Source organism: Luteimonas notoginsengisoli (genome assembly GCF_042648885.1).
Taxonomy (GTDB): domain Bacteria; phylum Pseudomonadota; class Gammaproteobacteria; order Xanthomonadales; family Xanthomonadaceae; genus Luteimonas; species Luteimonas notoginsengisoli.
The window spans coordinates 73,090-96,454 of the sequence record NZ_JBHRYF010000002.1 but is presented as its reverse complement, the minus strand read 5'-3'; the positions used below and the strand labels follow the sequence as shown (position 1 = coordinate 96,454).

Annotated in this window: 22 protein-coding genes and 1 pseudogene; 11 read left to right on the top strand and 12 right to left on the bottom strand. The window is 66.7% G+C overall.

Annotated elements, in window-relative coordinates; translation table 11 throughout:
- Positions 1-501 precede the first annotated feature (501 nt).
- The 4 genes and pseudogenes from ACFOM9_RS06110 (at position 502) to ACFOM9_RS06095 (ending at position 5,512) form a co-directional block, all read left to right on the top strand.
- Positions 502-1,926: a sigma-54-dependent transcriptional regulator gene (locus ACFOM9_RS06110; RefSeq protein ID WP_386707648.1), complete on the top strand. Its 1,425-nt coding sequence runs from the start codon at positions 502-504 to the stop codon at positions 1,924-1,926.
- Between the two features lie 765 nt (positions 1,927-2,691).
- A pseudogene (locus ACFOM9_RS06105) lies at positions 2,692-2,794 on the top strand (prepilin-type N-terminal cleavage/methylation domain-containing protein); the annotation flags it as partial.
- Positions 2,795-3,212: 418 nt separating this feature from the next.
- Positions 3,213-3,545, top strand: a complete 333-nt coding sequence (locus ACFOM9_RS06100; protein WP_386707645.1) for a prepilin-type N-terminal cleavage/methylation domain-containing protein — start codon at positions 3,213-3,215, stop codon at positions 3,543-3,545.
- Between the two features lie 65 nt (positions 3,546-3,610).
- Positions 3,611-5,512, top strand: coding sequence for a hypothetical protein (locus ACFOM9_RS06095; RefSeq protein ID WP_386707642.1), 1,902 nt, complete (start codon positions 3,611-3,613; stop codon positions 5,510-5,512).
- Positions 5,513-5,530: 18 nt separating this feature from the next.
- Here ACFOM9_RS06095 and ACFOM9_RS06090 read toward each other — a convergent pair whose 3' ends face one another.
- The 3 genes from ACFOM9_RS06090 to ACFOM9_RS06080 are packed head-to-tail and all read right to left on the bottom strand — an operon-like array spanning position 5,531 to position 7,945.
- Positions 5,531-6,496: a hypothetical protein gene (locus ACFOM9_RS06090; protein ID WP_386707639.1), complete on the bottom strand. Its 966-nt coding sequence runs from the start codon at positions 6,494-6,496 to the stop codon at positions 5,531-5,533.
- Complete coding sequence (locus tag ACFOM9_RS06085; RefSeq protein ID WP_386707637.1) at positions 6,463-7,098, bottom strand: class I SAM-dependent methyltransferase; 636 nt, start codon at positions 7,096-7,098, stop codon at positions 6,463-6,465. Before ACFOM9_RS06085 ends, ACFOM9_RS06090 begins: the two co-directional genes overlap by 34 nt.
- On the bottom strand, positions 7,091-7,945 hold the full coding sequence (locus ACFOM9_RS06080; RefSeq protein WP_386707634.1) for a glycosyltransferase family 2 protein: 855 nt from the start codon (positions 7,943-7,945) through the stop codon (positions 7,091-7,093). The genes ACFOM9_RS06085 and ACFOM9_RS06080 overlap by 8 nt, the downstream gene beginning before the upstream one ends.
- A gap of 133 nt (positions 7,946-8,078) precedes the next feature.
- Here ACFOM9_RS06080 and pilB point away from each other — a divergent pair, with 133 nt between their 5' ends.
- The 3 genes from pilB (at position 8,079) to ACFOM9_RS06065 (ending at position 12,225) form a co-directional block, all read left to right on the top strand.
- The gene (pilB, locus tag ACFOM9_RS06075; protein ID WP_386707631.1) at positions 8,079-9,806 is read left to right on the top strand and encodes a type IV-A pilus assembly ATPase PilB; all 1,728 of its coding nucleotides are present in this window, start codon (positions 8,079-8,081) and stop codon (positions 9,804-9,806) included.
- Between the two features lie 270 nt (positions 9,807-10,076).
- Complete coding sequence (locus ACFOM9_RS06070) at positions 10,077-11,357, top strand: type II secretion system F family protein (RefSeq protein ID WP_386707628.1); 1,281 nt, start codon at positions 10,077-10,079, stop codon at positions 11,355-11,357.
- A 7-nt stretch (positions 11,358-11,364) separates the two neighbouring features.
- Complete coding sequence (locus ACFOM9_RS06065) at positions 11,365-12,225, top strand: prepilin peptidase (RefSeq protein ID WP_386707625.1); 861 nt, start codon at positions 11,365-11,367, stop codon at positions 12,223-12,225.
- Positions 12,226-12,471: 246 nt separating this feature from the next.
- Here ACFOM9_RS06065 and ACFOM9_RS06060 read toward each other — a convergent pair whose 3' ends face one another.
- The 8 genes from ACFOM9_RS06060 to ACFOM9_RS06025 form a co-directional block, all read right to left on the bottom strand.
- A complete protein-coding gene (locus ACFOM9_RS06060) occupies positions 12,472-13,110 on the bottom strand; it encodes a hypothetical protein (RefSeq protein WP_386707622.1) in 639 nt (212 codons plus the stop codon).
- 170 nt (positions 13,111-13,280) lie between these two features.
- Complete coding sequence (locus tag ACFOM9_RS06055; RefSeq protein ID WP_386707619.1) at positions 13,281-13,601, bottom strand: type II toxin-antitoxin system RelE/ParE family toxin; 321 nt, start codon at positions 13,599-13,601, stop codon at positions 13,281-13,283.
- Positions 13,589-13,846 carry a type II toxin-antitoxin system prevent-host-death family antitoxin gene (locus ACFOM9_RS06050; RefSeq protein ID WP_386707617.1) on the bottom strand — a complete coding sequence of 86 codons (258 nt, stop codon included), beginning with the start codon at positions 13,844-13,846 and terminating at the stop codon, positions 13,589-13,591. Before ACFOM9_RS06050 ends, ACFOM9_RS06055 begins: the two co-directional genes overlap by 13 nt.
- A gap of 380 nt (positions 13,847-14,226) precedes the next feature.
- Positions 14,227-15,237: a class I fructose-bisphosphate aldolase gene (locus tag ACFOM9_RS06045; protein WP_386707614.1), complete on the bottom strand. Its 1,011-nt coding sequence runs from the start codon at positions 15,235-15,237 to the stop codon at positions 14,227-14,229.
- A gap of 85 nt (positions 15,238-15,322) precedes the next feature.
- Complete coding sequence (locus ACFOM9_RS06040; protein ID WP_386707611.1) at positions 15,323-15,838, bottom strand: energy transducer TonB; 516 nt, start codon at positions 15,836-15,838, stop codon at positions 15,323-15,325.
- Positions 15,839-15,926: 88 nt separating this feature from the next.
- Entirely contained in the window at positions 15,927-17,393 is a 1,467-nt protein-coding gene (gene pyk / locus ACFOM9_RS06035; RefSeq protein WP_386707608.1) for a pyruvate kinase, read from the bottom strand.
- A 105-nt stretch (positions 17,394-17,498) separates the two neighbouring features.
- A complete protein-coding gene (locus ACFOM9_RS06030) occupies positions 17,499-17,753 on the bottom strand; it encodes a DUF6289 family protein (protein WP_386707605.1) in 255 nt (84 codons plus the stop codon).
- A gap of 123 nt (positions 17,754-17,876) precedes the next feature.
- Positions 17,877-19,052 carry a phosphoglycerate kinase gene (locus ACFOM9_RS06025; RefSeq protein WP_386707602.1) on the bottom strand — a complete coding sequence of 392 codons (1,176 nt, stop codon included), beginning with the start codon at positions 19,050-19,052 and terminating at the stop codon, positions 17,877-17,879.
- Positions 19,053-19,314: 262 nt separating this feature from the next.
- Here ACFOM9_RS06025 and ACFOM9_RS06020 point away from each other — a divergent pair, with 262 nt between their 5' ends.
- Both ACFOM9_RS06020 and tpx read left to right on the top strand, forming a co-directional pair.
- A complete protein-coding gene (locus tag ACFOM9_RS06020; RefSeq protein WP_386707599.1) occupies positions 19,315-19,749 on the top strand; it encodes a CopD family copper resistance protein in 435 nt (144 codons plus the stop codon).
- Positions 19,750-19,816: 67 nt separating this feature from the next.
- Positions 19,817-20,317 (top strand): thiol peroxidase, encoded by a 501-nt coding sequence (gene tpx / locus ACFOM9_RS06015; RefSeq protein WP_386707597.1) that lies wholly within the window; start codon positions 19,817-19,819, stop codon positions 20,315-20,317.
- 119 nt (positions 20,318-20,436) lie between these two features.
- Here the strand turns inward: tpx and ACFOM9_RS06010 are convergent, their stop codons facing one another.
- On the bottom strand, positions 20,437-20,853 hold the full coding sequence (locus tag ACFOM9_RS06010) for a group III truncated hemoglobin (protein ID WP_386707594.1): 417 nt from the start codon (positions 20,851-20,853) through the stop codon (positions 20,437-20,439).
- Positions 20,854-21,018: 165 nt separating this feature from the next.
- Here ACFOM9_RS06010 and fdxA point away from each other — a divergent pair, with 165 nt between their 5' ends.
- Together fdxA and ACFOM9_RS06000 are read left to right on the top strand one after the other, a co-directional pair.
- Positions 21,019-21,354 (top strand): ferredoxin FdxA, encoded by a 336-nt coding sequence (gene fdxA, locus ACFOM9_RS06005; RefSeq protein WP_386708133.1) that lies wholly within the window; start codon positions 21,019-21,021, stop codon positions 21,352-21,354.
- A gap of 86 nt (positions 21,355-21,440) precedes the next feature.
- Positions 21,441-22,985 (top strand): glycosyltransferase family 39 protein, encoded by a 1,545-nt coding sequence (locus ACFOM9_RS06000; RefSeq protein ID WP_386707591.1) that lies wholly within the window; start codon positions 21,441-21,443, stop codon positions 22,983-22,985.
- Positions 22,986-23,365 lie beyond the last annotated feature (380 nt).

Below are 23,365 nucleotides of genomic sequence, written 5' to 3'. Positions count from 1 at the left end.
GGAGGCAGGGGGAGGCTGGGAGGGGGTTGCGTCAGCACCGGCGCAGCTCCCGGCGGGGATCGCGCGAGCCTGACGCAACCCCCTCCCCAACCCTCCCCTGCCTTCGCAGGGGAGGGAGCTCTCCTGGGAGCTCTTGCGGCAGCGCTTGTAGGAGCGGCTTCAGCCGCGAGCTCTTTCCGGCTCCCACCAAAAGTCACTGGATCCCCGCCTCCGCGGGGATGACAACGCCAATAAGAATGACAGCGCCATGGACCCGAGAAAAAGTCCCGTCGCCAGCCGCCCTGCCAGCCGCAACAATGCCGTGATCAGGCATTCCGTCCCTCGCCCACCCAATCCGGCAACGCCGCCCCCCCCCGCCGGCCCACCCCCGCACCGACAAAACCCGCAAAGCCGCACTGCAGCACAATCGCCCTGTGTCCTCAGTTCCCTGCAATGCGCGTAAAAGGCTTAAAATTGACCTCCTTGGTCACCTGGCCAATCCCCCAGTCAAGGTTTCCGTGAATGAGCGAGACGCGCAGCGCCCTGATCGTCGATGACGAACACGATATCCGCGAGCTGCTGGTCCTGACCCTGGGGCGGATGGGCCTGCGGACGGACACCGCGCCCACGCTGACCGCGGCCCGCGAGATGCTGGCCACTGTCTCCTACGACCTGTGCCTCACCGACATGCGCCTGCCCGACGGTTCCGGGCTGGAGCTGATCAGCGACATCTCCACCCGCTTCCCCAATACCCCGGTCGCGATGATCACCGCCTTCGGCAACGTCGAAGCCGCGGTCGAAGCGCTCAAGGCCGGCGCCTTCGACTTCGTCGCCAAACCGCTCGACATCAATGTCCTGCGCGGCCTGGTGCGGCAGGCGCTGGAACTCAATACCAAGCGCCAGGCCCAGCCCGAGGAGGCCAGCCGCCTGCTCGGCAACTCCGAGCCGATGGTGGCCCTGCGCCAGACCATCGCCAAGGTCGCGCGCAGCCAGGCCCCGGTGCACATCAGCGGCGAGTCCGGCACCGGCAAGGAACTGGTCGCCCGCACCATCCACGCCCAGGGCGCGCGCGCCGGCGGGCCGTTCGTGCCGGTGAACTGCGGCGCGATCCCCTCGGAGCTGATGGAAAGCGAGTTCTTCGGCCACAAGAAGGGCAGCTTCACCGGCGCCCATGCCGACAAGCCCGGCCTGTTCCAGGCGGCCGATGGCGGCACCCTGTTCCTCGACGAAGTGGCCGAACTGCCGCTGGCGATGCAGGTCAAGCTGCTGCGCGCGATCCAGGAAAAGAACATCCGCCCGGTCGGCGCCTCGGTGGAGGTGCCGGTGGACGTGCGCATCCTATCGGCGACCCACAAGGACCTGTCGGCGCTGGTCAACGAGGGCCGCTTCCGCCACGACCTGTACTACCGCATCAACGTCATCGGGCTCGACGTCCCGCCGCTGCGCGAACGCGCCGGCGACCTGCCGCTGCTGTCCGAGGCCATCCTGATGCGCCTGGCACACGCGATGAAGCGCGTCACGCCCAAGCTCTCGGCCGACGCCCTGGCCGCGCTCGAAACCTATCCGTTCCCCGGCAACGTGCGCGAGCTGGAGAACATCCTCGAACGCGCCCTGGCCCTGGCCGATGGCGACGCCATCCACGCCCAGGACCTGCGACTGCCCGCGCAGCAGGGGGCGACCCCGGCCGCGGTCGCGTCCGCCTTCGTCAGCGCCAACGCCTCGGCCGCCGGCAACCCCGGCGCCCCTAACACCCCGCCCGACCCGCGCACTCTTGGCCCGCGCGAAACCGCCAGCAGCGCCCTGCCCTCGTACATCGAAGAAATCGAACGCGCGGCCATCCAGCAGGCCCTGCAGGAAAACCGCTACAACAAAACCAAGGCCGCCGCCGCCCTCGGCATCACCTTCCGCGCCCTGCGCTACAAGCTCAAGAAGCTCGGCATCGACTAGCGGGAGCCGCTTCCGGCTGCCCTGCCGAGCTGCTGCCGGGTTCACCCGGTCTCCTTGCCACCGAGTGGGAAATTGTCGGCCCCCGGCTTCCCTACCCACCTGCCGACCTGCTCGCCGGCCCCCAGCCTTCCTGCCGGGCCGCTGTCCCGTCACACGGGCACCAGCCCACCCGGGAGGACAGGACACCACAGCCCTTCTCCCGCCTGCGGGAGAAGGTGGTGCGCAGCGACGGATGAGGGCGCGAGCGCAGCGAGCTCGCCTCACCAACCGCGGAAAGTGCGGGCGCCCAGGCTCCCGGCTTCCACGTCACCGTGATTCCGCGCCCCCGGAAGCCACCGATCCGATAGCCCGCCACGCCACCCGGTGACGCGAAGTGCCTACAAGCGCCCAACACGCCCGGTGCCGACCTCGCACGCGAGCCATCGCGCCGCCGGATCGCGCCAGCACTGACGTCCCCATCGCGCAATGACGAAAAACCGTGCTGTGACAAACGACACACTTCTGCCGAAGCGTCAAGAAACAAGTGACACTCCACGTCACCTGAGGTCAGCAGAAAGACCTTTAGCGTCACCTTCTGCTGCACCGCGCCAACGTCAATCCGTGAGCCCGATTGCAGATCGGGATGCGCAACTTCCCGGTGGCTGCATTGGCACGCGATGTGCGTATATTCCCCTGCACGTGCGGTGTCGCACGGCTGCCGAAGGACCGAAGCAGTTGGGGCCACACGGCACGTGAAGTTCTCAGACCACTCCTAGGGGATACACCATGAAGAACAACCAGCAAGGCTTCACCCTGATCGAACTGATGATCGTCGTCGCGATCATCGCCATCCTGGCCGCCATCGCGCTGCCGGCCTACAACAACTACCGCATCCGTTCGGCCAACAACGCCTGCCTGGGCGAGTCGAAGGCGTTCGCGAACGCCTGGGTCGCCGCCACCCTGTCCGACATGACCGTTCCGAATTTCGTGGCCGGCTCGTGTGCTAGCTTCACCATCGCTGGTACTACCGGCACCGGCAGCCCGGTTGATCCGGGCGACGCGACCACCTCTTGCGACATGACCTCGGGCACCTGCTCGGTCAACTAACGGTCTGGCGTAGCGCCAAACTGCAGTTGCTGAAAGCCCCTCGCAAGAGGGGCTTTTTTTGGTCGGCACACTCGCACACACACAATGCGAGAAGCGGCGCACAGTTCGATGCATAGGCGGTCGCACACCGCGCGCAGCGGCCATGATTGGCTCGGTTATTGCATCCAGTGATTCGGGATCAATAACGAGGCACGCTTCTCATGGTCAGCACACAGCGCGGCTTTACGTTGATCGAACTGATGATCGTGGTCGCGATCATCGCCATCCTGGCCGCCATCGCGCTCCCTGCCTACAATGAGTACCGCGTCCGTACGGCCGAGAACGCCTGCCTGGCGGAGACCAAGAATTACGCGGAGTTCGCATTGGTGGCGATCTACGACAATTCGACGCTGCCCATTCCAACCGTCGGCGCGTGCGATTCGATCGATCCGGCGGTTGACTTGGCCACGGACATCGCGGGAAGGCCGCGCGTCCCCGGAACGCGTGCCACCGTCTGCGACATGGATACGGCCAGCTGTTCGCTCAATCCGTAGCCATCACCTGTCCATGCGCGATGCCACTAAACCGCGCTCGATCCGTCTTCGACGATAATCCGGCCGTGTCGTCACAACAGGCAGCGCAGATGTCCCATGCCCGCAATCGGTTCCTCCTCATCGGCCTGATGATTTCCCTCATCGCCGGTCTGGCATTCACGCCTGGGCTGCCGGGTGGTTTTGTGTTCGACGATGTCCCGAACATCGAGAACAACGCCGCCATCAGAATGGAGCGGCTGGATGGGACCAGCCTGTACACGGCCATCGCGACACCCCAGATGTCCGGAAACATGCGGACACTTCCAACCCTGAGTTTCGCGCTGGATTACTGGCGCGCTGGCGGTGCGGACCCCGCCACGTTCCGGACCACAAACATCCTCATCCACGCCATCACAACGCTGGTACTGGCGTGGTTCTTCCGTGCCCTACTGCTGACTGCCGGCGTTCCCCCCGGCCGAACGCAATGGACCGCTGCAGCACTGGCACTGGCTTGGGCTCTACATCCCCTGCAGGTCTCATCAGTGCTCTACGCAGTCCAGCGGCTGCAGACGATGGGCACTTTGTTCCTGGTGCTGGCGCTGCTCGCCTACCTGAAAGCGCGAAACGCGCAGGAGGCACGCCAGCCAACGCGGACCTGGTGGATGCTGACCGCATTCTTGTGGGTACTTGCGATGAGCTGCAAGGAAGACACCGTCCTGTTGCCTGCCTACACGTTGGCACTGGAACTGACGGTCCTTGGATTCAGGAGTGCCGATGCCGACGGGCCCCGGCGCCTGCGCCGCGGCTACGCCATCGCCACGCTGGCCGGCATGGCGGCATATCTCTTCCTCGTGGCGCCCTATTTCTGGAGCACGGATGGCTACGGCGGAGAGCGTGAGTTCTCCACGCTGGAACGCCTGCTGACGCAACCCCGGGTGCTCTGCCTCTACTTGTGGCAAATCCTCGTGCCTTTGCCGGGTCACATGCCGTTCTATTACGACTGGCTCCAGCCCTCACGCGGCCTGCTGCAACCATGGACCACGCTGCCGGCCATCGCGGCGCTCCTGGCATTGCTCGCCACGGCGTGGCGCCTGCGCATGCGCTGGCCGCTGTTTTCACTGGGCGTGCTGCTGTTCTTTGCCGCCCACTTCATCACCAGCAACGTCGTCGGGGTGGAGCTCGCTTTCGAGCATCGCAACCACTTCGCCCTCATCGGCGCCGTCCTGGCCGTGGGCAGCCTGCTGTTCCACCTGTGCGACAAATTGCGCCTGCCCCATTCCGCTCTGGTCGCAGGTCCTGTGGTCGTGCTTGCAGGCCTGGCGCTTGCCACGGCATCGCGCGCGCATGACTGGCGCAGCAACCTGACACAGGCGCAAGCCAGCACCCAAAGCGCTCCCGGCTCCGGTCGGGCCTGGGTCTCACTGTGTGCCGAGTATCTGAAGGCAGGCGGCGGCCCCATTCCAGACAATCCCAATCTCGACAAGGCCATCGCCGCCTGCGAAAGGGGCGCAACGTCTGCGCCCGACATGCTCAACAGCACGGCAATGCTGGTTGCCCTCAAAAGCCTGCGGGGAGACCTCTCGGCACAAGATTGGAACCTGTTCCAGCAACGGCTCAGGACCACGTTCATGACGCGGGACAACCGGCGTGCGGTGCAGGTCCTGATGCACTACTCACGCAAAGGCGTCAAGCTGGACCAGCAGCAACTTCTCACGGCGATTTCAACCCTGACCCGGCGCATCGAGCAGACCCCATTCCAGCTGAGCAGCTACGGCTACTTCATCATGAACGACATGGGGCAGCCTGATCTGGCCTTGCCTTACTTCACGACTGCGATCCAGGCAATCCCCGCTGACGATCCGTTCCGCCGCCAGCTTGGTAGGGAGCTCCGCCAGATTGGGCGGCCGGACTTGGCCAACAGGATCGAACAAGCCGACCGATCCAAGCTCGGCGGCACGTCAGTGACACCGAACACAACTAGCGACTGAACCGAACATTTCGGGTCGCTATGTTGCTCCCCGCCTCCATTTTCGCCAAGCGACGGCAACTGCAAGCAGGATCGTTCCATCGGCCAACAAGGTCAGCACGCGAAGGACTGCAGCCAGCAACAAGGCTTCCTCGAACGAAAGCACCCCGCGCAATCCTTGGGCAAGCACAACCTCGCGTACTCCGAAGCCAGCCGGAGCGAACACGGCAAGGACCCCCGCAATGTGCGCAAGTGCGAGCACTGCCACAAAATGCGTCGCCGGAAAAGACGCGGCTTGCGGAAACAAGCCGATCACCAGCACATAGAAGGCGACGCCTATCGCCAGATGCGGAATGGCATGAAGAACCAGGAAGATGGCCGCTTGCATCGATTTCGACGCAACGCGGCTGCAGCGCAATGTGCGGGCGGTGATGGCCGCCATGACCGGCATCGCGGCGACCACCACGAGCACCGCGACAGGCATCCACCAGTACCACGCCTTGGCAAATTCCGGCGGCAACCATTGCCACGCGCCCAACTCTTCCGGGGAAAACAGCAGCAAGGCCACGCACGCACCCGCGAGGACGAACCCGGCTTGTTCCACGAAGACAGAAAGCACCAGCGCACGCATGTCGATGCGATGCCTCTGCACCAATGCCAGCTTTCCCATGAGCAGCCCGATCTTTCCGGGCAGGTAGCGTCCTGCCCAGGCCATCGCCTGCACGGGAATCCATTCGGCTGCTTGCAGCGATACGCCCTCGGCATGGGACAACCAGGCTTTCCACAGCAGCCCCAGCAGGGCCACCATCAGGATCCATGCGAGGAAGTACACGGCCGATTGCGGCACGAGCAACGAATCCATCGCCTTCGCCAGGTCCATGCCCGATCCGGACAGCGCCCAGGCGATGGCGATGATCACCGCTACGATGTATGCCTTCTTGAAGAGTGAACGGGCGCGTTCTGGAACCGAGATCATCGCCGTGGTGACAACGACAGGACCGTCCACGGCATTGGCTGCGCGACTCCCGTCACGCGGAAAAGACCATCGGCTTCGCGACGAAGCCCGTGACTCGACCAATGCTGGATGTGCCCGGGTGTGTTTCCGAGTTCACGTATGTACTTTCCGCGCAGGAGGTTCAGCGCCCGCCAGAGCGGTTCGCGCGGCGTCGAAACGACCGCCGCCTTCCGGGCCACCCGGTGCACCTCCGCCAAGGCCTGCCCCGGGTTTTCGAGATGCTCAAGCACCTCAAGCATCACCACGACGTCGACGGAGCGATCCGGCAAGGCCAGGTCGTATACGGACTGCCTCACGAAGGCCGTACCCGGATTGCGCGCGCGCGCCTTGTGAAGCAGCGTTTCGCCGACATCCGATCCGACGAAGTCCACCGCGGCGGGAAGACTCTCCCGCAAATTGAACGACGAGTATCCCGCCCCGCAGCCGATTTCCAGAACCAGGTCGCCGGGACGCACCTGCGGCAACAACAGTCGCCGCACGGCTGCATAAAAGCGATCCACCAGCCAACGTCCCGCACGTCCTTCAGCTTCGTACTTCCCGGTGAATTCAGCATCCGGGTCGTGCCCGTGCTCGCTGGCAAGCAGGTCAGTCATGTTCGACCTTGTAGGTCAGGGCCGTGATCTGCTCGGAAATCAAGCCAATGAGGAACACAATGACTGACGCGCTGAACAAGAGCGCGCTCATGTTGGTAAACCGGCCTTGGGTGACGAAGGTATACGCGTAATACGCAAGTCCGATGAGGAAGAAGGCCCCTGCCGTCGGCGCGAAAAGCTTCAGCGGTGAATACAGCGTGGCGATCTTGAAGATGATCAGGAGGAATCGAACGCCATCGCGCAGCGGGCGGATATGGCTCCTGCCAATCCGCTTGGCCACCGGGATCGGCACGTAGGCCACTGGATACGCGCTACGGAAGAACGCCATGGTGCTGGTGGTGGGATAGCTGAAACCGTTGGGCAGCAGATAGATGAACTCCCGGAACCTGCGTGCACGCACGGCACGGAAACCGGACGTGAGGTCCTTCACCTCGAACCCGGTCATGCGGCTGGCCAGCCAGTTGTAGAAGGCGTTCGCAGCACCGCGATGTACGCCTGCCTGCCCGGCCCAGTCGCGGGCGCCAACCACCAGGTCGTAGCCCTCGCCCATCTTTGCCAACAGGCCATCGATACAGGCTGGATCGTGCTGGCCGTCCGCATCCATGAATACGAGAATCTCGCCGGTGGCGGAACGCGCGCCGCGCTTGATCGCCGCGCCGTTGCCCATGGAGTACGGACTGGAGAGCACCCGTGCGCCATACGATTCGGCCACCTCGGCCGTTTCGTCGGTAGAGCCATCGTCCACCACGATCAGCTCGGCTTCGGGCTGGGCCGCGCGCAGCCGCGGAAGCGTCTGGCGCAGGCCCTCGGCCTCGTTCTTGGCAGGCAGGATGACGGATAGGCGCATGGATTCCCCTCTTGCGGCAAGAGTAGCCGGAAATCGGCGCCGACTGGAGGCCGAACCTGTAGAACTGGGGCGTGCCTCCCTTTTGGCACATCACATGCTTGCGGTAAAGTCCGGGGCATTGAGGAGCAATGACATGAGTGCAGTCCCCACAGCCAACCTGGTCGGCATCACCGGCATCGCCCGCCGCCTGGTCTTGGACGGAGCGCTGGACGAGCCCACCGCCCGCGATGCGCTCGACAAGGCCACCGCCGCGCGCAAGCCGATCGCCGGCTACCTGCGCGAGCACAAGCTAGTCACCGCCACCCAGATGGCCGCGGCCAACTCCGCCGAGTTCGGGATGCCGGTGTTCGACCCGGCGGCGATGGACGGCGCGCAGAGTGCGGTCAAGCTGGTCAAGGAAGAGCTTCTCCAGAAGCACAACGTGCTGCCGCTGTTCAAGCGCGGCGGCAAGCTGTTCGTGGGCACTGCCGACCCGACCAACACCCATGCGCTGGACGAGATCAAGTTCCACACCAACCTGGTGGTGGAGCCGATCCTGGTGGCCGAGGACGCGATCCGCCATACCCTCGAGCTGTGGCTGCAGGCCAGCGACAGCTTCGGCGATTCGCTGGAGGATACCGAGGGGCTGGAAAATCTCGACATCGAATCCGGCGACGAGGAGCCGCGCGATGGCGCGGCGGCCGAGGGAAAGCAGGACGACACGCCGATCGTCAGGTTCGTCAACAAGGTGCTGATCGACGCGATCAAGCGCGGCGCCTCGGACATCCACTTCGAGCCCTACGAGAACGACTACCGCGTGCGCCTGCGCGTGGACGGCATCCTCAAGCAGACCGCGAAGATGCCGGTGAAGCTCAACCAGCGCATCAGCGCCCGCTTGAAGGTGCTGTCGCAGCTCGACATCGCCGAGAAGCGCGTCCCGCAGGACGGGCGCATGAAGCTCAACATCAGCAAGACCAAGCAGATCGATTTTCGCGTCAGCACCTTGCCCACGCTGTTCGGCGAAAAGGTGGTGCTGCGCATCCTGGACGCCAGCGCGGCCAAGTTGGGCATCGAGAAACTGGGCTACGAGCCGGACCAGCAGAAGTTGTTCCTGGATGCGATCCAGAAGCCCTACGGCATGGTGCTGGTCACTGGCCCTACCGGCTCGGGCAAGACGGTGAGCCTGTACACCGCGCTGGGCATCCTCAACGACGAGGAGCGCAACATCTCCACCGTGGAGGACCCGGTGGAAATCCGACTGCCGGGCGTCAACCAGGTGCAGCAGAACGAGCGCCGCGGCATGACCTTTGCCGCCGCGCTGCGCAGCTTTTTGCGCCAGGATCCGGACATCATCATGGTCGGCGAGATCCGCGACCTGGAGACCGCCGAGATCGCGATCAAGGCCGCGCAGACCGGGCACATGGTGTTGTCCACGCTGCACACCAACGACGCGCCGCAGACCATCGCCCGCCTGATGAACATGGGCATCGCGCCGTACAACATCACCAGCTCCGTGTCGCTGGTGATCGCCCAGCGCCTGGCGCGGCGGCTGTGCGAGAAGTGCAAGCGCCCGGTGGACCTCCCCGACCATGCCCTGCTGGCCGAAGGCTTCACCGACGACGAGGTGCATGAGGGCTTCACCGTGTACGAAGCGGCAGGCTGCGACGACTGCACCAGCGGCTACAAGGGCCGCACCGGCCTGTACCAGGTGATGCCGATGACCGACGAGATCGCGACCATCGTGCTGCAGGGCGGGAATGCAATCGAGATCGCGGCGGCGGCGCAGCGCTCGGGCATCCGGGATCTGCGGCAGTCGGCGCTGGCGAAGGTGAAGGCCGGGGTGACCAGCCTGGCGGAGATCAATCGCGTGACCAAGGATTAGGTGTTTCGGGGTGCGAGTTCCGGGTGTGGCTAAGCGCGGGCGGCCTTGCGGTGCCAGGGGACGGGAATCGACGGGTCGCGGCTTCTGCCGCTCCTACGGGGAAGCCCGGTTCCGCGAGCCGCAGGGGTGTAGAAGGAGCGCTTTGAGCGTGGAAGCGCTGGAATAGGGCAGCCGTCACATGGCGCGGCTTCACTTGCGCCCGCAACCCGCTACCATCGCAGGCTGGGGCTCCGGCGATGCCGGAATCTGGGGACCAAGGGGAAATACAGCATGGCCGTGACACGTTCAGCCGCCAAGACCGCCGCCGCCCGCGATGCCGCCAGGCCGGTGCGCGATGGCGTGACTTTGCAGATGTTCGTCTGGGAGGGCACCGACAAGCGCGGCAAGAAGATGAAGGGCGAGGCGCAGTCGCGCAGCGTCAACATGCTGCGCGCCGAGTTGCGCCGCCAGGGCATCCAGCCGCGCGTGGTGAAGCTCAAGGGCAAGCCGCTGTTCGGCGCCGCCGGCAAGCCGGTGTCGGCAAAGGATGTGGCGATCTTCAGCCGCCAGATCGCGACGATGATGAAGTCCGGCGTGCCGATCGTGATGGCGCTGGAGATCATCGGCAACGGCCAGAAGAACCCGCGGATGAAGAAGCTGGTCGACCAGGTGCGCCTCGATATCGAGGGCGGCTCGTCGATCTACGAGGCCATGAGCAAGCATCCGGTGCAGTTCGACGAGCTGTACCGCAACCTTGTACGCGCGGGCGAATCCTCCGGTGCGCTGGAAACCGTGCTCGAGACCATCGCCGACTACAAGGAAAGCATCGAGACCATCAAGGGCAAAATCAAGAAGGCGATGTTCTATCCTCTGGCGGTCATCGCGGTGGCTATCCTGGTCTGCGGCGTGCTGATGGTGTACGTGGTGCCGATCTTCAAGGAGCAGTTCGCAAGCTTCGGTGCCGACCTACCCGCCTTCACCAGCCTGGTCTTCGGCATCTCCGACATACTGGTAACTTGGTGGTGGGCGATCCTGGGCGTATTGCTGATTGGGTTCTTCAGCTTCATGTACACGTATAAGCGCTCGCCCAAATTGCAGGATGGCGTCGACCGGGTGCTGCTGAAGATCCCGGTAATTGGCCAGGTGCTGCACAACTCGTCCATCGCACGCTTCGCCCGCACCTTGGGCGTGACCTTCAAGGCCGGCGTGCCCTTGGTGGAGGCGATGGAGAGCGTCGCCGGCGCCACCGGCAACCGCGTCTACACCAACGCCGTCAACGACATGCGCAACGACGTGGCGGTGGGCTACCAGCTCAACGTGGCGATGAAGCAGGTCAACCTGTTCCCCAACATGGTCGTGCAGATGACGGCGATCGGCGAAGAGGCCGGCGCGCTGGATGCCATGCTGTTCAAGGTGGCCGAGTTCTACGAGCAGGAAGTGAACAACTCGGTGGACGCGATCACCAGCCTGATCGAGCCCTTCATCATGGTGATCATCGGCGGCCTGGTGGGCTCGATCGTGATCGCGATGTACCTGCCGATCTTCAAGATCGCCCTGACCGTGATGGGCTGAGCGCCCGATGGCGTTCCTCGACCAGAACCCGGGGCTCGGCTATCCGCTGGCCGCCGGCATGGGCTTGCTGGTGGGCAGCTTCCTCAACGTGGTGATCCTGCGCCTGCCGCGGCGGCTGGAGTGGGACTGGAAGCGCGACAGCCGCGAGATTCTCGGCGAGCCGGACCTGTACGACCCGCCGCCGCCGGGCATCGTGGTGGAACGCTCGCACTGCCCGCACTGCGGACACCAGCTGAGCTGGTACGAGAACATCCCGGTGCTCAGCTGGCTGGCGCTGCGCGGCAAGTGCCGCGCCTGCCATGCGCCCATCTCGCCGCAGTACCCGCTGGTGGAACTGCTGACCATGCTGCTGGTGGTGGCCTGCGTGTGGCGGTTCGGTTTCGGCTGGCAAGGGTTCGGCGCGATCGTGCTGACCTGCGTGCTGATCGCGCTGTCGGGCATCGACCTGCGCACCCAGCTGCTGCCCGACCAGCTGACGCTGCCGCTGATGTGGCTGGGGCTGATCGCCTCGGTCGACAACCTGTACATGCCGGCCAAGCCCGCGCTGGTGGGCGCGGTCATCGGCTACCTGAGCCTGTGGTCGGTGTGGTGGCTGTTCAAGCAGATCACCGGCAAGGAAGGCATGGGCCACGGCGACTTCAAGCTGCTGGCGGCGCTCGGCGCGTGGATCGGGCTGCAGGGCATCTTGCCGACCATCCTGCTGTCGTCGCTGGTCGGCGCGATCGTGGGCTCGATCTGGCTGGGAATGAAGGGCCGCGACCGCGCGACGCCGATTCCGTTCGGCCCCTACCTCGCGGTCGCCGGCTGGATCGTCTTCATGTGGGGCGAGCAGATCATCGGCGCGTACCGGCACTACGCCGGGATCTGACGTGGCGCGCGGTTGCGGCTGGCTGGCTGCTGGATACCTTCATCAGCCGCGCTAATAACTCCGACGCGACGCGTGGCCCCAGATCCGCCGCGCGCCTCGTGCGCCACCGGGCGATCGCCGGTGGGCGGACTCGATCATGTGAGTTGACCGATGACGCCCGGCTCGGTTGCGGAGTGCGTCAAGTGGCGGCGCGTCGCCCGGCTTCGCCGGCGGGCACTGCTGGGGGCGAGCAATCGACGTGAGCCGTCAGCGGCCGTCGAGCAGCCACAGCAATAACGCTGCGAAGACCACGACCAGCATGATCGTCAGCCAGCCGCGGCTGCCGGTATCGCCGGCGACCACGGTGGGGACGCGCCGGGGCTGGTTCGGCAGCGCGCCCGGCTTCAATGCCCCTTTGACCGGCGCCGCGCCGCGACGGACATGATCCACCGCTTCCTTCGCGGTCTTCAGGTCGAGATGCGGATTGGCCTGGCGCAGGAGCGCGATCGCGTTGACAAACTCGCCGCGCGCGACCGCTGCCGCAGCCGCGGGCGGGAACACGAACCCGCCTGCTTGCGCTGGCCCCGGGCCCGTCGTCTGGGCCTTGGCGTGCGCCTGGACCAGGTCGTGGGCGTCCTTCAGTCCCAGGCCGGTCGCCTGGCGCACTTGCTTGACCGCGCCGACCACGTCGCCGCGCGCGAATGCGGCGGCGGCTTCGGGCGGGAGCTGGATGCCGTTGGGCGACATGTGCGGTGCCGGGGTGGGTTTCGCGGACAGCTTACGGCACCGGAAACGCCTTCGTCTGACGTCCATCGGGGCTGGGTCCGGCAACTGACTCGGCGATCCTGAGAGACTCTGGATTCCCGCTTTGGCGGGAATGACGTGTGAAAGTGCATGGACCGTCATCGCCGCGAAAGCGGGGATCGCGTGGCTTGACCCCAAAAGCCTGCCCTCGAAGCGGTTTTTATCGGGGGTGGGGATCCAGTATGGCTCGGCGATCGTGAAAGACTCTGGCGCCGCTTTGGCGGGAATGAGGCAAGAACGTTTCTTGCGGAGGGCCAGGCTACGACAGGTGCCTAGGTCTTCGTCGGCTTGGCGCGGGGCGCAAGCCGTTGCTTGCGAAGCAAGCGCTCGGAGCGCATGACGTGAAGGACAAAGACCTTCTGGCCGTCATGGCGATGGAACACCCGGCAAGGCGACTCCACGATCTGCCGGTAACGCGAACGCTTGAGCTCCGCGGGTCGGCTGCCGCTGTCGGGGTGCTCTGCCAACTGCTCGACATGACGGAAGATGCGACGCACCAGATCCGCAGCCGCTGCAGGACTCTCGATGGCGATGTAATCCGCAACGGCGTCCAGGTCGGCCAATGCCGGCTCCGTCCAGATTATTTCAGCCATCGGGCGAGGCGCGTCCTGGCCTGGGCATGCGAAACCACGCGACCCTCCGCGACGGCAAGCTCGCCGCGGGCAATCCCCTCCAGGACGGCCATGCGCTGCTGCAGAAGCTCGTAGCTCTCGACGTCAACGAGATAGGCGCTGGGCAAGCCGTGCTGCGTGATGAGAATGGGCGTCTTGTCACGCTCGATGTCCGAGAGCAACTCGGTGGCCTGGCGCTTGAGGGTGGTGACGAGCTCGGTCCGCATGAAGTGACACTACAGTATCACTTCTCGACGCACAACAAGGAGGCGCCAATCGAGGTGTGTCGCTTTGCTCTGCCCATCTTTCATGTGCTCTGCGCGGCGCCGTGCCAACGTCGGGCAGGAGCTGGATTGAATTGGCGACACCGTGGTCACTTTCAGGATTTTCGGTGAGCCACGGCGACAGATCGGCGGCGCGCGATCGTGGACCGCCTGGCGCGGGACAAACAAAGAGCTCGCGGCTGAAGCCGCTCCCACAGGAGTGGCGGCCCCTCTGCGAAATGCCCTTGTGGGAGCGGCTTCAGCCGCGAGCTTTCCTGGCTTCCAAAAGCACAACGCCGGCACGAGGCCGGCGCTGCACGCACGCTTGGAATGGTGGCGAACGATCAGCCGGCGCGATCCCACTTGCCCAACGCGGCCATGCCGTTGTCGCGGGCGCGGGCGAAGACGGTGTTCTGCGCGCTCGCGAAATTGTTCACCAGGTCCTTCGACCAAAGTTGCAGCGCAGCCGACTGCATCGCACGGCCGTAGGAGAACGACAGCGGCCACGGGTTCGGGCCGAGGCGGTTCATCGCATCCAGGTGCGCGGTGGCGTCATCGTCGCTCTGGCCGCCGGAGAGGAACACGATGCCCGGCAGGATCGCCGGCACGGTCGACTTCAGGCACATCAGGGTGGCTTCGGCGACTTCGTCGACGCTGGCCTGTTCGTCGCAGCCCTTGCCCGGGACGACCATCGATGCCTTGAGGATGGTGCCCTCGAGGGCGACGTTCTGCTGGTACAGCGCGTCGAACAGCGAGCGCAGGGTGACCTCGGTGACCTCGAAGCAGGTTTCGATGTCGTGCTCGCCGTCCATCAGCACTTCCGGCTCCACCATCGGCACCAGGCCCTGCTCCTGGCACAGCGCCGCGTAGCGCGCCAGCGCGTGGCTGTTGGCCTCGATGCAGGTGCCCGACGGAACATCGTCGCCAATGTTGATCACCGCGCGCCACTTGGCGAAGCGGGCGCCGAGCTTGTAATACTCCTCGAGCCGCGCGCGCAGGCCGTCGAGGCCCTCGGTCACCACCTCGCCCGGGAAGCCGGCCAGCGCGTGGGTACCCTTGTCGACCTTGATGCCGGGGATCATGCCGTTGTCAGACATGTACTTCGCGAACGGCACGCCGTCCTTCGTCGACTGGCGGATCGTCTCGTCGAACATGATCGCGCCGCTGATGTGCTGGTTGAGGTTGGGCGTCGTCAGCAGCATCTCGCGATACGCGCGGCGGTTCTCCTCGGTGTTCTCAATCCCGACCCCCGCGAAGCGCTTGGCGATGGTGCCGGTGGATTCGTCGATGGCGATGATGCCCTTGCCCGGCGCGACCATGGCCAGGGCGGTTTCGGCAAGCTGTTCGATACTCATGTCGGAAGGCTCATGGGGCGGCGGAAAGACCCGCGATTATAGCCCGTGGCCGCGCGCGTTGGCCGTGCACCGCATGGGTCCGGCTTCAGGATTGGCCCTCTGCGCCGGCCCGCATGAAGGCGCCCAGGTCATCAATCCGGCATTGGGCGCCCGCGCCCACGCCAAAGACCGCGTACTCGGCCGCGAAGCCGGGCAGGCGGCCGGGGTTCTCCGGGCCGGGCACGTAGCGCCGCTGCGCGATCATCTGCACGAGTGCCGCAGCCATCTGCCGCGCCACGTTCCGGGACGGAAGCGATGCGCGGGATCGCAGGATGCGATAGGCGTCGGGAAACCCATCTGGCTTGATCACGTATCCCACAGTGACGCAGCCCTCGATGCCGGCTTTTACCAAGCTCCTGGGGTAGGCCGGGGCACGCTGTTCGCCAGCGTCTTCGAGCCGCCAGTAGCGACCGCCATCGTTGCTTTCCACGACCAGCGCCGGCCCCGCCCCGATGCCTGGCTGTTCCAGGACTGCATCTGGCTCATCGGCAAACGCCGGAACGGCCACCAGCGCCAGCAACGACAGCAGGCACGCGCAGATGCGCGGGGTCGGGTTCTTCATTGGAGTGCGTTTCCTGCTTACCGATAGCCGTCGTGGCAGTCTGGTTTGGGCCGGGTCCCTGCGCAAGCCGCTACGACGAGCGTCGCGCTCAAAGCTCCCCCAACCCCTCCGCGCGCCCGTCCTCGCCCACCTTCAGCAAACGCAGCGTGTTGGTCGCGCCGCGATGTTCCATGTGGTCGCCGCTGGTGAACATGATGTGGTCGCCGGCGTCGAGCAGGCCGGCGCGGTGCAGCGCCTGCACAGCGTCGCGCGCCGCTTCGCGGGTGGCCAGGCCGCGGCTGTCGAAGTCGATCGGGAACACGTCGCGCATCAGCGCCATCTGCCGGCGCGACCCGTCATGCCGCGACAGCGCGTAGATGGGAACGCTGGACCGGAACCGCGAGAGGAAGCGCGCGGTGCCGCCGGACTCGGTCATCGCCACGATCGCGCGCACCGCCATGTGCTCGGACAGGAACATCGCGGCCATCGCGATCGCCTGGTCGGCGCGCTGCATGTCGCGCGTGGCCTTGCCGAAATCGATGTCGGCCTCGAACTGCTTCTCGGCGCCGATGCAGATCCGCGCCATTGCCTCGACCGCCCGCACCGGGTAGTTGCCGGCCGCGCTTTCCGCCGACAGCATCACCGCATCGGTGCCGTCGATCACCGCGTTGGCGACGTCCAGCACCTCGGCGCGCGTCGGGATCGGGCTGTCGACCATCGACTGCAACATCTGGGTGGCGGTGATCACCACCCGGTTCTGCGCCAGCGACTCGCGGATGATCTTCTTCTGCAGGCCGGGCAGTTCGGCATCGCCGATTTCCACGCCCAGGTCGCCGCGGGCGACCATCACCACGTCGCTGGCCTCGACGATTTCCTCGAGGTTCTCGATCGCCTCTGCGCGCTCGATCTTCGACACCAGCGCGGCGTGGCTGCCGTGCGAGCGGGCGATTGTGCGCGCCTCTTCCATGTCGGCGGCGTTGCGGCAGAAAGACACCGCGATGAAGTCCGCGCCCATGCCGGCGGCGACGCCGATCAGTTCGCGGTCGCGGTCGGTGAGCGCGCCCAGCGACAGGCCGCCGCCGAGTCGGTTGAGCCCTTTGCGATTGGACAGCACGCTGTCGTTGATCACGCTGGTCACGATGCGCTGGCCTTCGATGCGTTCGACCGTCAGCTGCACGACGCCGTCGTCGAGCAGCAGCACGTCGCCGGGCCGCAGGTCCTGCGGCAGGGCGAGGTAGCTCACGCCGACCTGGGTTTCGTCGCCGGGGGGCGCGTCATCGCTGGCCAGCAGGTCGAAGCGCGCGCCCGCGCGCAGCACGACGCGGCCTTCTGCGAAGGTTTCGACGCGGATCTTGGGGCCCGGCAGGTCGGCCAGGATGCCGACTTCCACGCCCACCCGCGCGGCCGCATCGCGCACGGCCTGCGCCCGCGCCAGCTGCGAGGCCGGGTCGCCATGGGAAAAGTTGAGCCGCACCACGTCGACCCCGGCGCGCAGCAGCGCGTCGAGCACGCCGGGCGCATCGGTGGCCGGACCAAGGGTGGCGAGGATGCGGGTGCGGCGGCGGTGTTCGGACATGGGCTCGGATTGTCTGGGCGGTTGCCTCCATCCTAGCCCAGCATCGGCGCGGAACGCGGGACACCCGCCGTAGCAGAGGTCCCGCGCGGCGCGCGCCTGGACGCGCTACATGATGCAGCCGTTGTAGGCCCTGGAGTTGGACGTCACCACGCCCCAGCCGGGATCGCCGCAGCCCCACATGCGAAGACCGACGACCGTGCCGGCATCGTCGTGACACCACCGAGCCCGGGTAGCAGCAACCGGCGTCGCCCTTTGCGCCCGCCGTGCTTGCGGCGACGGCAATGACCGCGCCGAGCGCGACCAGCCTCGCGTTGCGCAGCCAAGATCGCGTTCCAGATCTGCCCATGACACACCCTCCATCCTGCGCGGCGGATCGCCGCGCAGCGGACGCTAGCAGCGGGGCCGGCGCGTGATGTAAGAGGCGCGTGAGGCCATCGTTGGACTGTGACCACGCGCGTATTCATGGGCTCGACGCAATCGCAGTCAGCCGCCGCGCTGTGCCAGGGCGGCCACCGCCGGCAAGGTCTTGCCTTCGAGAAATTCGAGGAACGCACCGCCACCGGTCGAGATATAGGACACGTCATCGGCGATGCCGTACTTGTCCACCGCGGCCAGGGTGTCACCGCCGCCGGCGATGGAAAATGCGCCGGACGCGGCGATCGCGCGCGCCAGGGTCTCGGTGCCCTTGCCGAAGGCGTCGAACTCGAACACGCCGACCGGGCCGTTCCAGACCACGGTGCCGGCGTCGGCGATCATCCGCGCGTAGCGCTGCGCGGTGTCCGGGCCGATGTCGAGCACCATGTCCTCGCCGTCGATCGCGTCCACGGCCTTCACCGTGGCCGGCGCATCGGCCTTGAACTCCGGCGCGACCACGACGTCCGTCGGCACGGGAATGTCGGCGCCGCGCGCCTTCGCGTCGGCCATGATCTTGCGCGCGGTTTCGACCAGGTCGGTCTCGACCAGCGACTTGCCAACGCCGTGGCCTTCGGCGGCGATGAAGGTGTTGGCGATGCCGCCGCCGACGATCAGCTGGTCCACCTTGCCGACCAGCGACGACAGCAATTCGAGCTTGGTGCTGACCTTGGAGCCGGCGACGATCGCCAGCAAGGGTCGCGCCGGGTGGTCGAGCGCCTTGGCCAGCGCGTCGAGTTCGCCCATCAGCAGCGGACCGCCCGCGGCCTGCTTCGCGAAGCGGATCACCCCATGAGTGGACGCCTGGGCGCGGTGCGCGGTGCCGAAGGCGTCCATGACGAACACGTCGCACAGCGCGGCGTAGCGCTTGGCCAGCGCTTCGTCGTCAGCCTTCTCGCCGTCGTTCATGCGGCAGTTCTCGAGCAGCACCAGCTGGCCGGGGGCGACGTCGACGCCGTCGAGGTAGTCGCGCACCAGCGGCACGTCGCGGCCGAGCAGCTCCGAGAGGCGCGCGGCCACCGGGGCCAGCGAATCGGCTTCGCTCCACGCGCCCTCCTTCGGCCGCCCCAGGTGCGACATCACCATCACAGCGGCGCCGGCGTCGAGCGCGGCGCGCAGGGTCGGCAGCGAGGCGGTGATGCGCTGGTCGGACGTGACCTTGCCGCCGTCGACGGGAACGTTGAGGTCCTGTCGGATCAGCACGCGCTTGCCGGACAGGTCGAGGTCGCTCATTCGCTGGATGGTCATGGGGTGTTCGTCGCTCGAAGGATGGAGGCAAGGTCGGTGGCCGGAGGGCACCGCCGCGCGAAGGCAATCAGCGCGGTGTCATTGTCCGGGTCCCCGGAATGGCTGGCAAACCGGCGCCATGGGAGCGAGGCCGCGTCCCGATCCACACGGTCGAGCCTGGCCTCGCCTGACTCTCGGCCGCACTTCCGCAAGCCCGCGAAGGCGTGGTTGTGTTTGACGCAGGTCAATGCGGCGACTGGTCGCGCCGCGCACGCTCGCAGGGATGGCCAACTGGTACCCGCTGTTCCTGCTGCTGCACCTGGCCTGCGCGATCGTGTTCGTGGGCGCGGTGGCATTCGAGGTGCTGGTACTCGAAGCGCTGCACCGGCAGTTCGATCACGACATCATGCGGCGGATCGAGGCAGCAGTGATGGCGCGGGCCCGCCGCTTCATGCCTTTCGTGGTCTTGCTGCTGTTCCTGAGCGGGTTTGCGCTGTTCGACATCCGCTGCAACGGCCTCGCCTGCCTCGGATCGCGTTTCGGCTGGCTGCTGTCGATCAAGGTGGGCCTGGCGTTTGCCGTGCTCGCGGTGTTCGTCACCGCGGTCCGCGCGGCTATGCGTGGGACAATGGATCCGTGCCGGTTCCGGCGCACGCACCACGTCGTGCTGTGCCTGATGGCCGGCATCGTGGTGCTCGCCAAGCTGATGTTCTATTGACGCCGACGCCACGCGCGACGAGCGCCGGGTCGTCTTCCTTCCCTTTCCTGCTTCCAGGAGTTACGCCATGTCCCAGGTCACCTTCCACGGCAATCCCGTCACCGTCGACGGCCACTTCCCCGTCGCCGGCGAGCAGGCGCGTCCGTTCACGCTGGTCGCCAAGGATCTGTCCGACGTGACGCTGGCGTCGTTCTCCGGCAAGCGCAAGCTGCTCAACATCTTCCCCAGCGTGGACACTGGCGTGTGCGCCACCGCGCTGCGCAGGTTCAACGAACTGGCATCCAAGCCGGACAACGTCGTGGTGCTCGGCATCTCCGCCGACCTGCCGTTCGCGCAGGCGCGCTTCTGCGGCGCCGAGGGCCTGGAGCGCGTGGTGATGCTGTCAACGATGCGCGGGCGCGAGTTCCTCGAAAGCTACGGCGTTGCGATCGCCGATGGCCCGCTGGGCGGCCTGGCCGCGCGCGCCGTGGTGGTGCTCGATGCCGACGACCGCATCGTCCATGCGCAGCTGGTGGGCGAGATCGGCGAGGAGCCGGACTACGACGCGGCGCTCGCGGCGCTGGCCTGAGCGCGCCACCCGAATCGGGCGGGCATCCTCTTCTTCGCTGCCGTGCGGGTCGGGATCCATTGATGCCGGCGTGGGAAAAGCTCGCGGCTGAAGCCGCTCCCACAAGAGCAGCGCTGCGCTCAGCCGCCGCGCAGCGACACTGCCGGGCCGAACGGCGAGCGCGTTTCGCCCGGCTCCGGCAGGCCCAGGCCGTAGCGCAGGCTGCGGCCGATGCGCCCTGCGTATTCGTGCAGCAGTTCGGCGTGTTCGGGCGCCAGCATCTCATCGGCAGTGGCGCGCCACAGTTCGAGCCATTCCACGAAGTGCTCGGTGGTGATCGGATGCGACCGGTGCGCAGCCATCGGGTTGCCGCGATAGGTGCCGGCGCGCAGCACCACCGAGGTCCAGAACGACACCAGCAGCGCCTTGTGTTCGTCCCAGTCGTCGACCGCGGCGTTGAACACCGGGCCGAGCGTGGGGTGGACCTGGATCCGGTCGTAGAAACGGTCGACGAGGGCCGTGATCTGGTCGTGGGTGGGAGGCGCGGGTGCTGGCATGGCGGGAAGATGCGGCCGCGGCGGGGAATCGCAAGCGGCGGCGCGCGAGGCAGGACGGCGGGAGCCGATTGTCCCTCGCCCGGGCCCGTCTCACCTTGATCCAGGTCAGGGCGGCGCGTGATCGCGCACGCCACACTGTGCACGTCCGTCTACGCGCCGCGCATCGTGACCCACGTCGTCACCGAAAACTGCATCAACTGCAAGCACACCGACTGCGTCGAGGTGTGCCCGGTCGACTGCTTCCACGAAGGCCCGAACTTCCTGGTCATCGACCCGGAAAGCTGCATCGACTGCACCCTGTGCGTGGCCGAATGCCCGGTGGGCGCGATCTATCCCGAGGACGACGTCCCCGCGGGCCAGGAGCAGTTCCTGGCGATCAACGCCGAACTGGCGCCGCTGTGGCCGGTGATCGACCGCAAGAAGCCGGCCATGCCCGATGCCAAGCAGTGGGACGGCGTGCCGGACAAGCTCAAGCTGCTGATCCGCTCGGCCGGCCTCTGACCTCGCGCCGGGCACGAGGTCCGGCAGTCGGAAGCGCCACCACGGGCGCGTAAGCTCGGCGCAGGGACTTGCGGGGGCACCTTCCGATGGCGACGCCACATTTCAGGCTCTGGCACGGCGCACTGTCGCGTCCGGCGCTGGGCCTGCTGCTTGCGCTGGCGCTGGCCCGCCTGCTGCTGCACCTGCTGACCAACGGCCAGTACGGCTTCCATCGCGACGAGCTCGCGCTGCTCGACGACGCGCATCACCTCGCCTGGGGATACGTGGCCTATCCCCCGCTGGTGCCATTCCTCGCCCACGTGTCGATGCAGCTGTTCGGCGATTCGCTCACCGCGTTCCGCGCGCCCTCGGCGCTGGCGCAGGCGCTGGCGATGCTGTTCGGCGGCCTGATCGCGCGCGAACTGGGCGGGCACCGCTTCGCGCAGGCGCTGGCGGCGATCGCGGTTGCCTGCGTTCCGTTCTCGCTGCTCGCCGGCTCGATGCTGCAGTACACCAGCCCCGACTACCTGTGGTGGGTGCTGGCGGCATGGCTGCTGCTGAAGCTGGCCAATGGCGACAACGATCCCTCCGCAAACCGGTGGTGGTGGCTGGGCCTCGGCGCCGTGATCGGACTGGGGATGATGACGCGCTACACGATGCTGTTCTGCGCGGCCGGCATCGTCGTGGCGATCCTGGCCACGCCGCTGCGGCGGCAGCTGGCCAGCCCTTGGCCGTGGGCGGGCGTGGCAGTGTCGCTGCTGGTGTTCGCGCCCAACGCGTGGTGGCAGTGGCAGCACGACTTCATCTACCTCGATTTCGTTCAGCACATCCACGCCCGCGACGTGCGCATCGGGCGCACCGGCGATTTCCTCGGCGGGCAGCTGATGCTCGGCGCGGGACCGCTGCTGGCATGGCTGTGGCTGGTCGGACTGGCGTGGCTGGCCTTCGCCGCATCGGCGCGGCAGTGGCGCGGGCTGGCCTGGCTGTACGCGATGGCGCTGCTCCTGTTCTGGCTCGCCAGTGCGCGCGACTACTACCTGGCGCCGGCGTATCCGATGCTGCTGGCGGCGGGCGCAGTGCTGGTGGAGCGCGGCATCGCACGCCTGCGCCCGCGCGCGGCGATGGCGGCGCGCGGCGCGATCGCGCTGCTGCTATTTGGCGCACTCTCGGCGGCGGCCGCAGTGGCGTTGCCGGTGGCACCGATCGGTTCGCCAGGCTGGCAGTTCAGCCGTGGGCTGCATGACAACTTCGCCGAGCAGGTCGGCTGGCCGGAGCTGGTCGCCCAGGTGGCCGCGGTGTACCACGCACTCCCCGAGGCCGAGCGCGCCCAGACCGCGATCTACGCCAACAACTATGGCGAAGCCGGCGCAATCAACCGCTACGGCCCGGCCCACGGGTTGCCGGTGGCGATCAGCGGCATCAACTCGTACTGGGCGCGCGGCTACGGCGACGCGCCGCCGGCGACGGTGATCGTGCTGGGCGACGATGCGAAAGGCATTGCCGACACGCCCGCCACCTGCACGCTGGCCGCGCGCCTGCGCATCCCGCACGGCGTGGAGAACGAGGAAAGCGGACATCCGGACATCTACGTCTGCCGCGACCTCAGGTTCGACTGGGCCAAGGCGTGGCCGCTGATGCGGAGCTTCGGCTGACTGGTGGAACGCGGTCGCGTGCCAGGGTTCGCGGCAAAAGGGGATCGAACGGGGCGCATGGGCTGGCGGCGTTCGATTCCCCTCGGTGACCGGGTTCGGCCGGATCCGGCGTGCCCTCATCCGCCCTTCGGGCACCTTCTCCCGTAAACGGGAGAAGGGCTTGGGGGTGCGAGGCGCTGCGCTACGTGACTTGCCAGTCGTGTCGCCCGCGGACGAGAACGAATGCGTTAATCCTTCTCCCGCCAGCGGGGGAAGGTGGTGCGCAGCGCCGGATGAGGGCGCGAGCAGCTTTTGCTTCTTCCCGGCAACCCCAAGCGAGCCTGGGGTCCGGCATCACCGCACTCGAACCCCTCGCCCGCTGGAACTTCCCCGGCAACTGG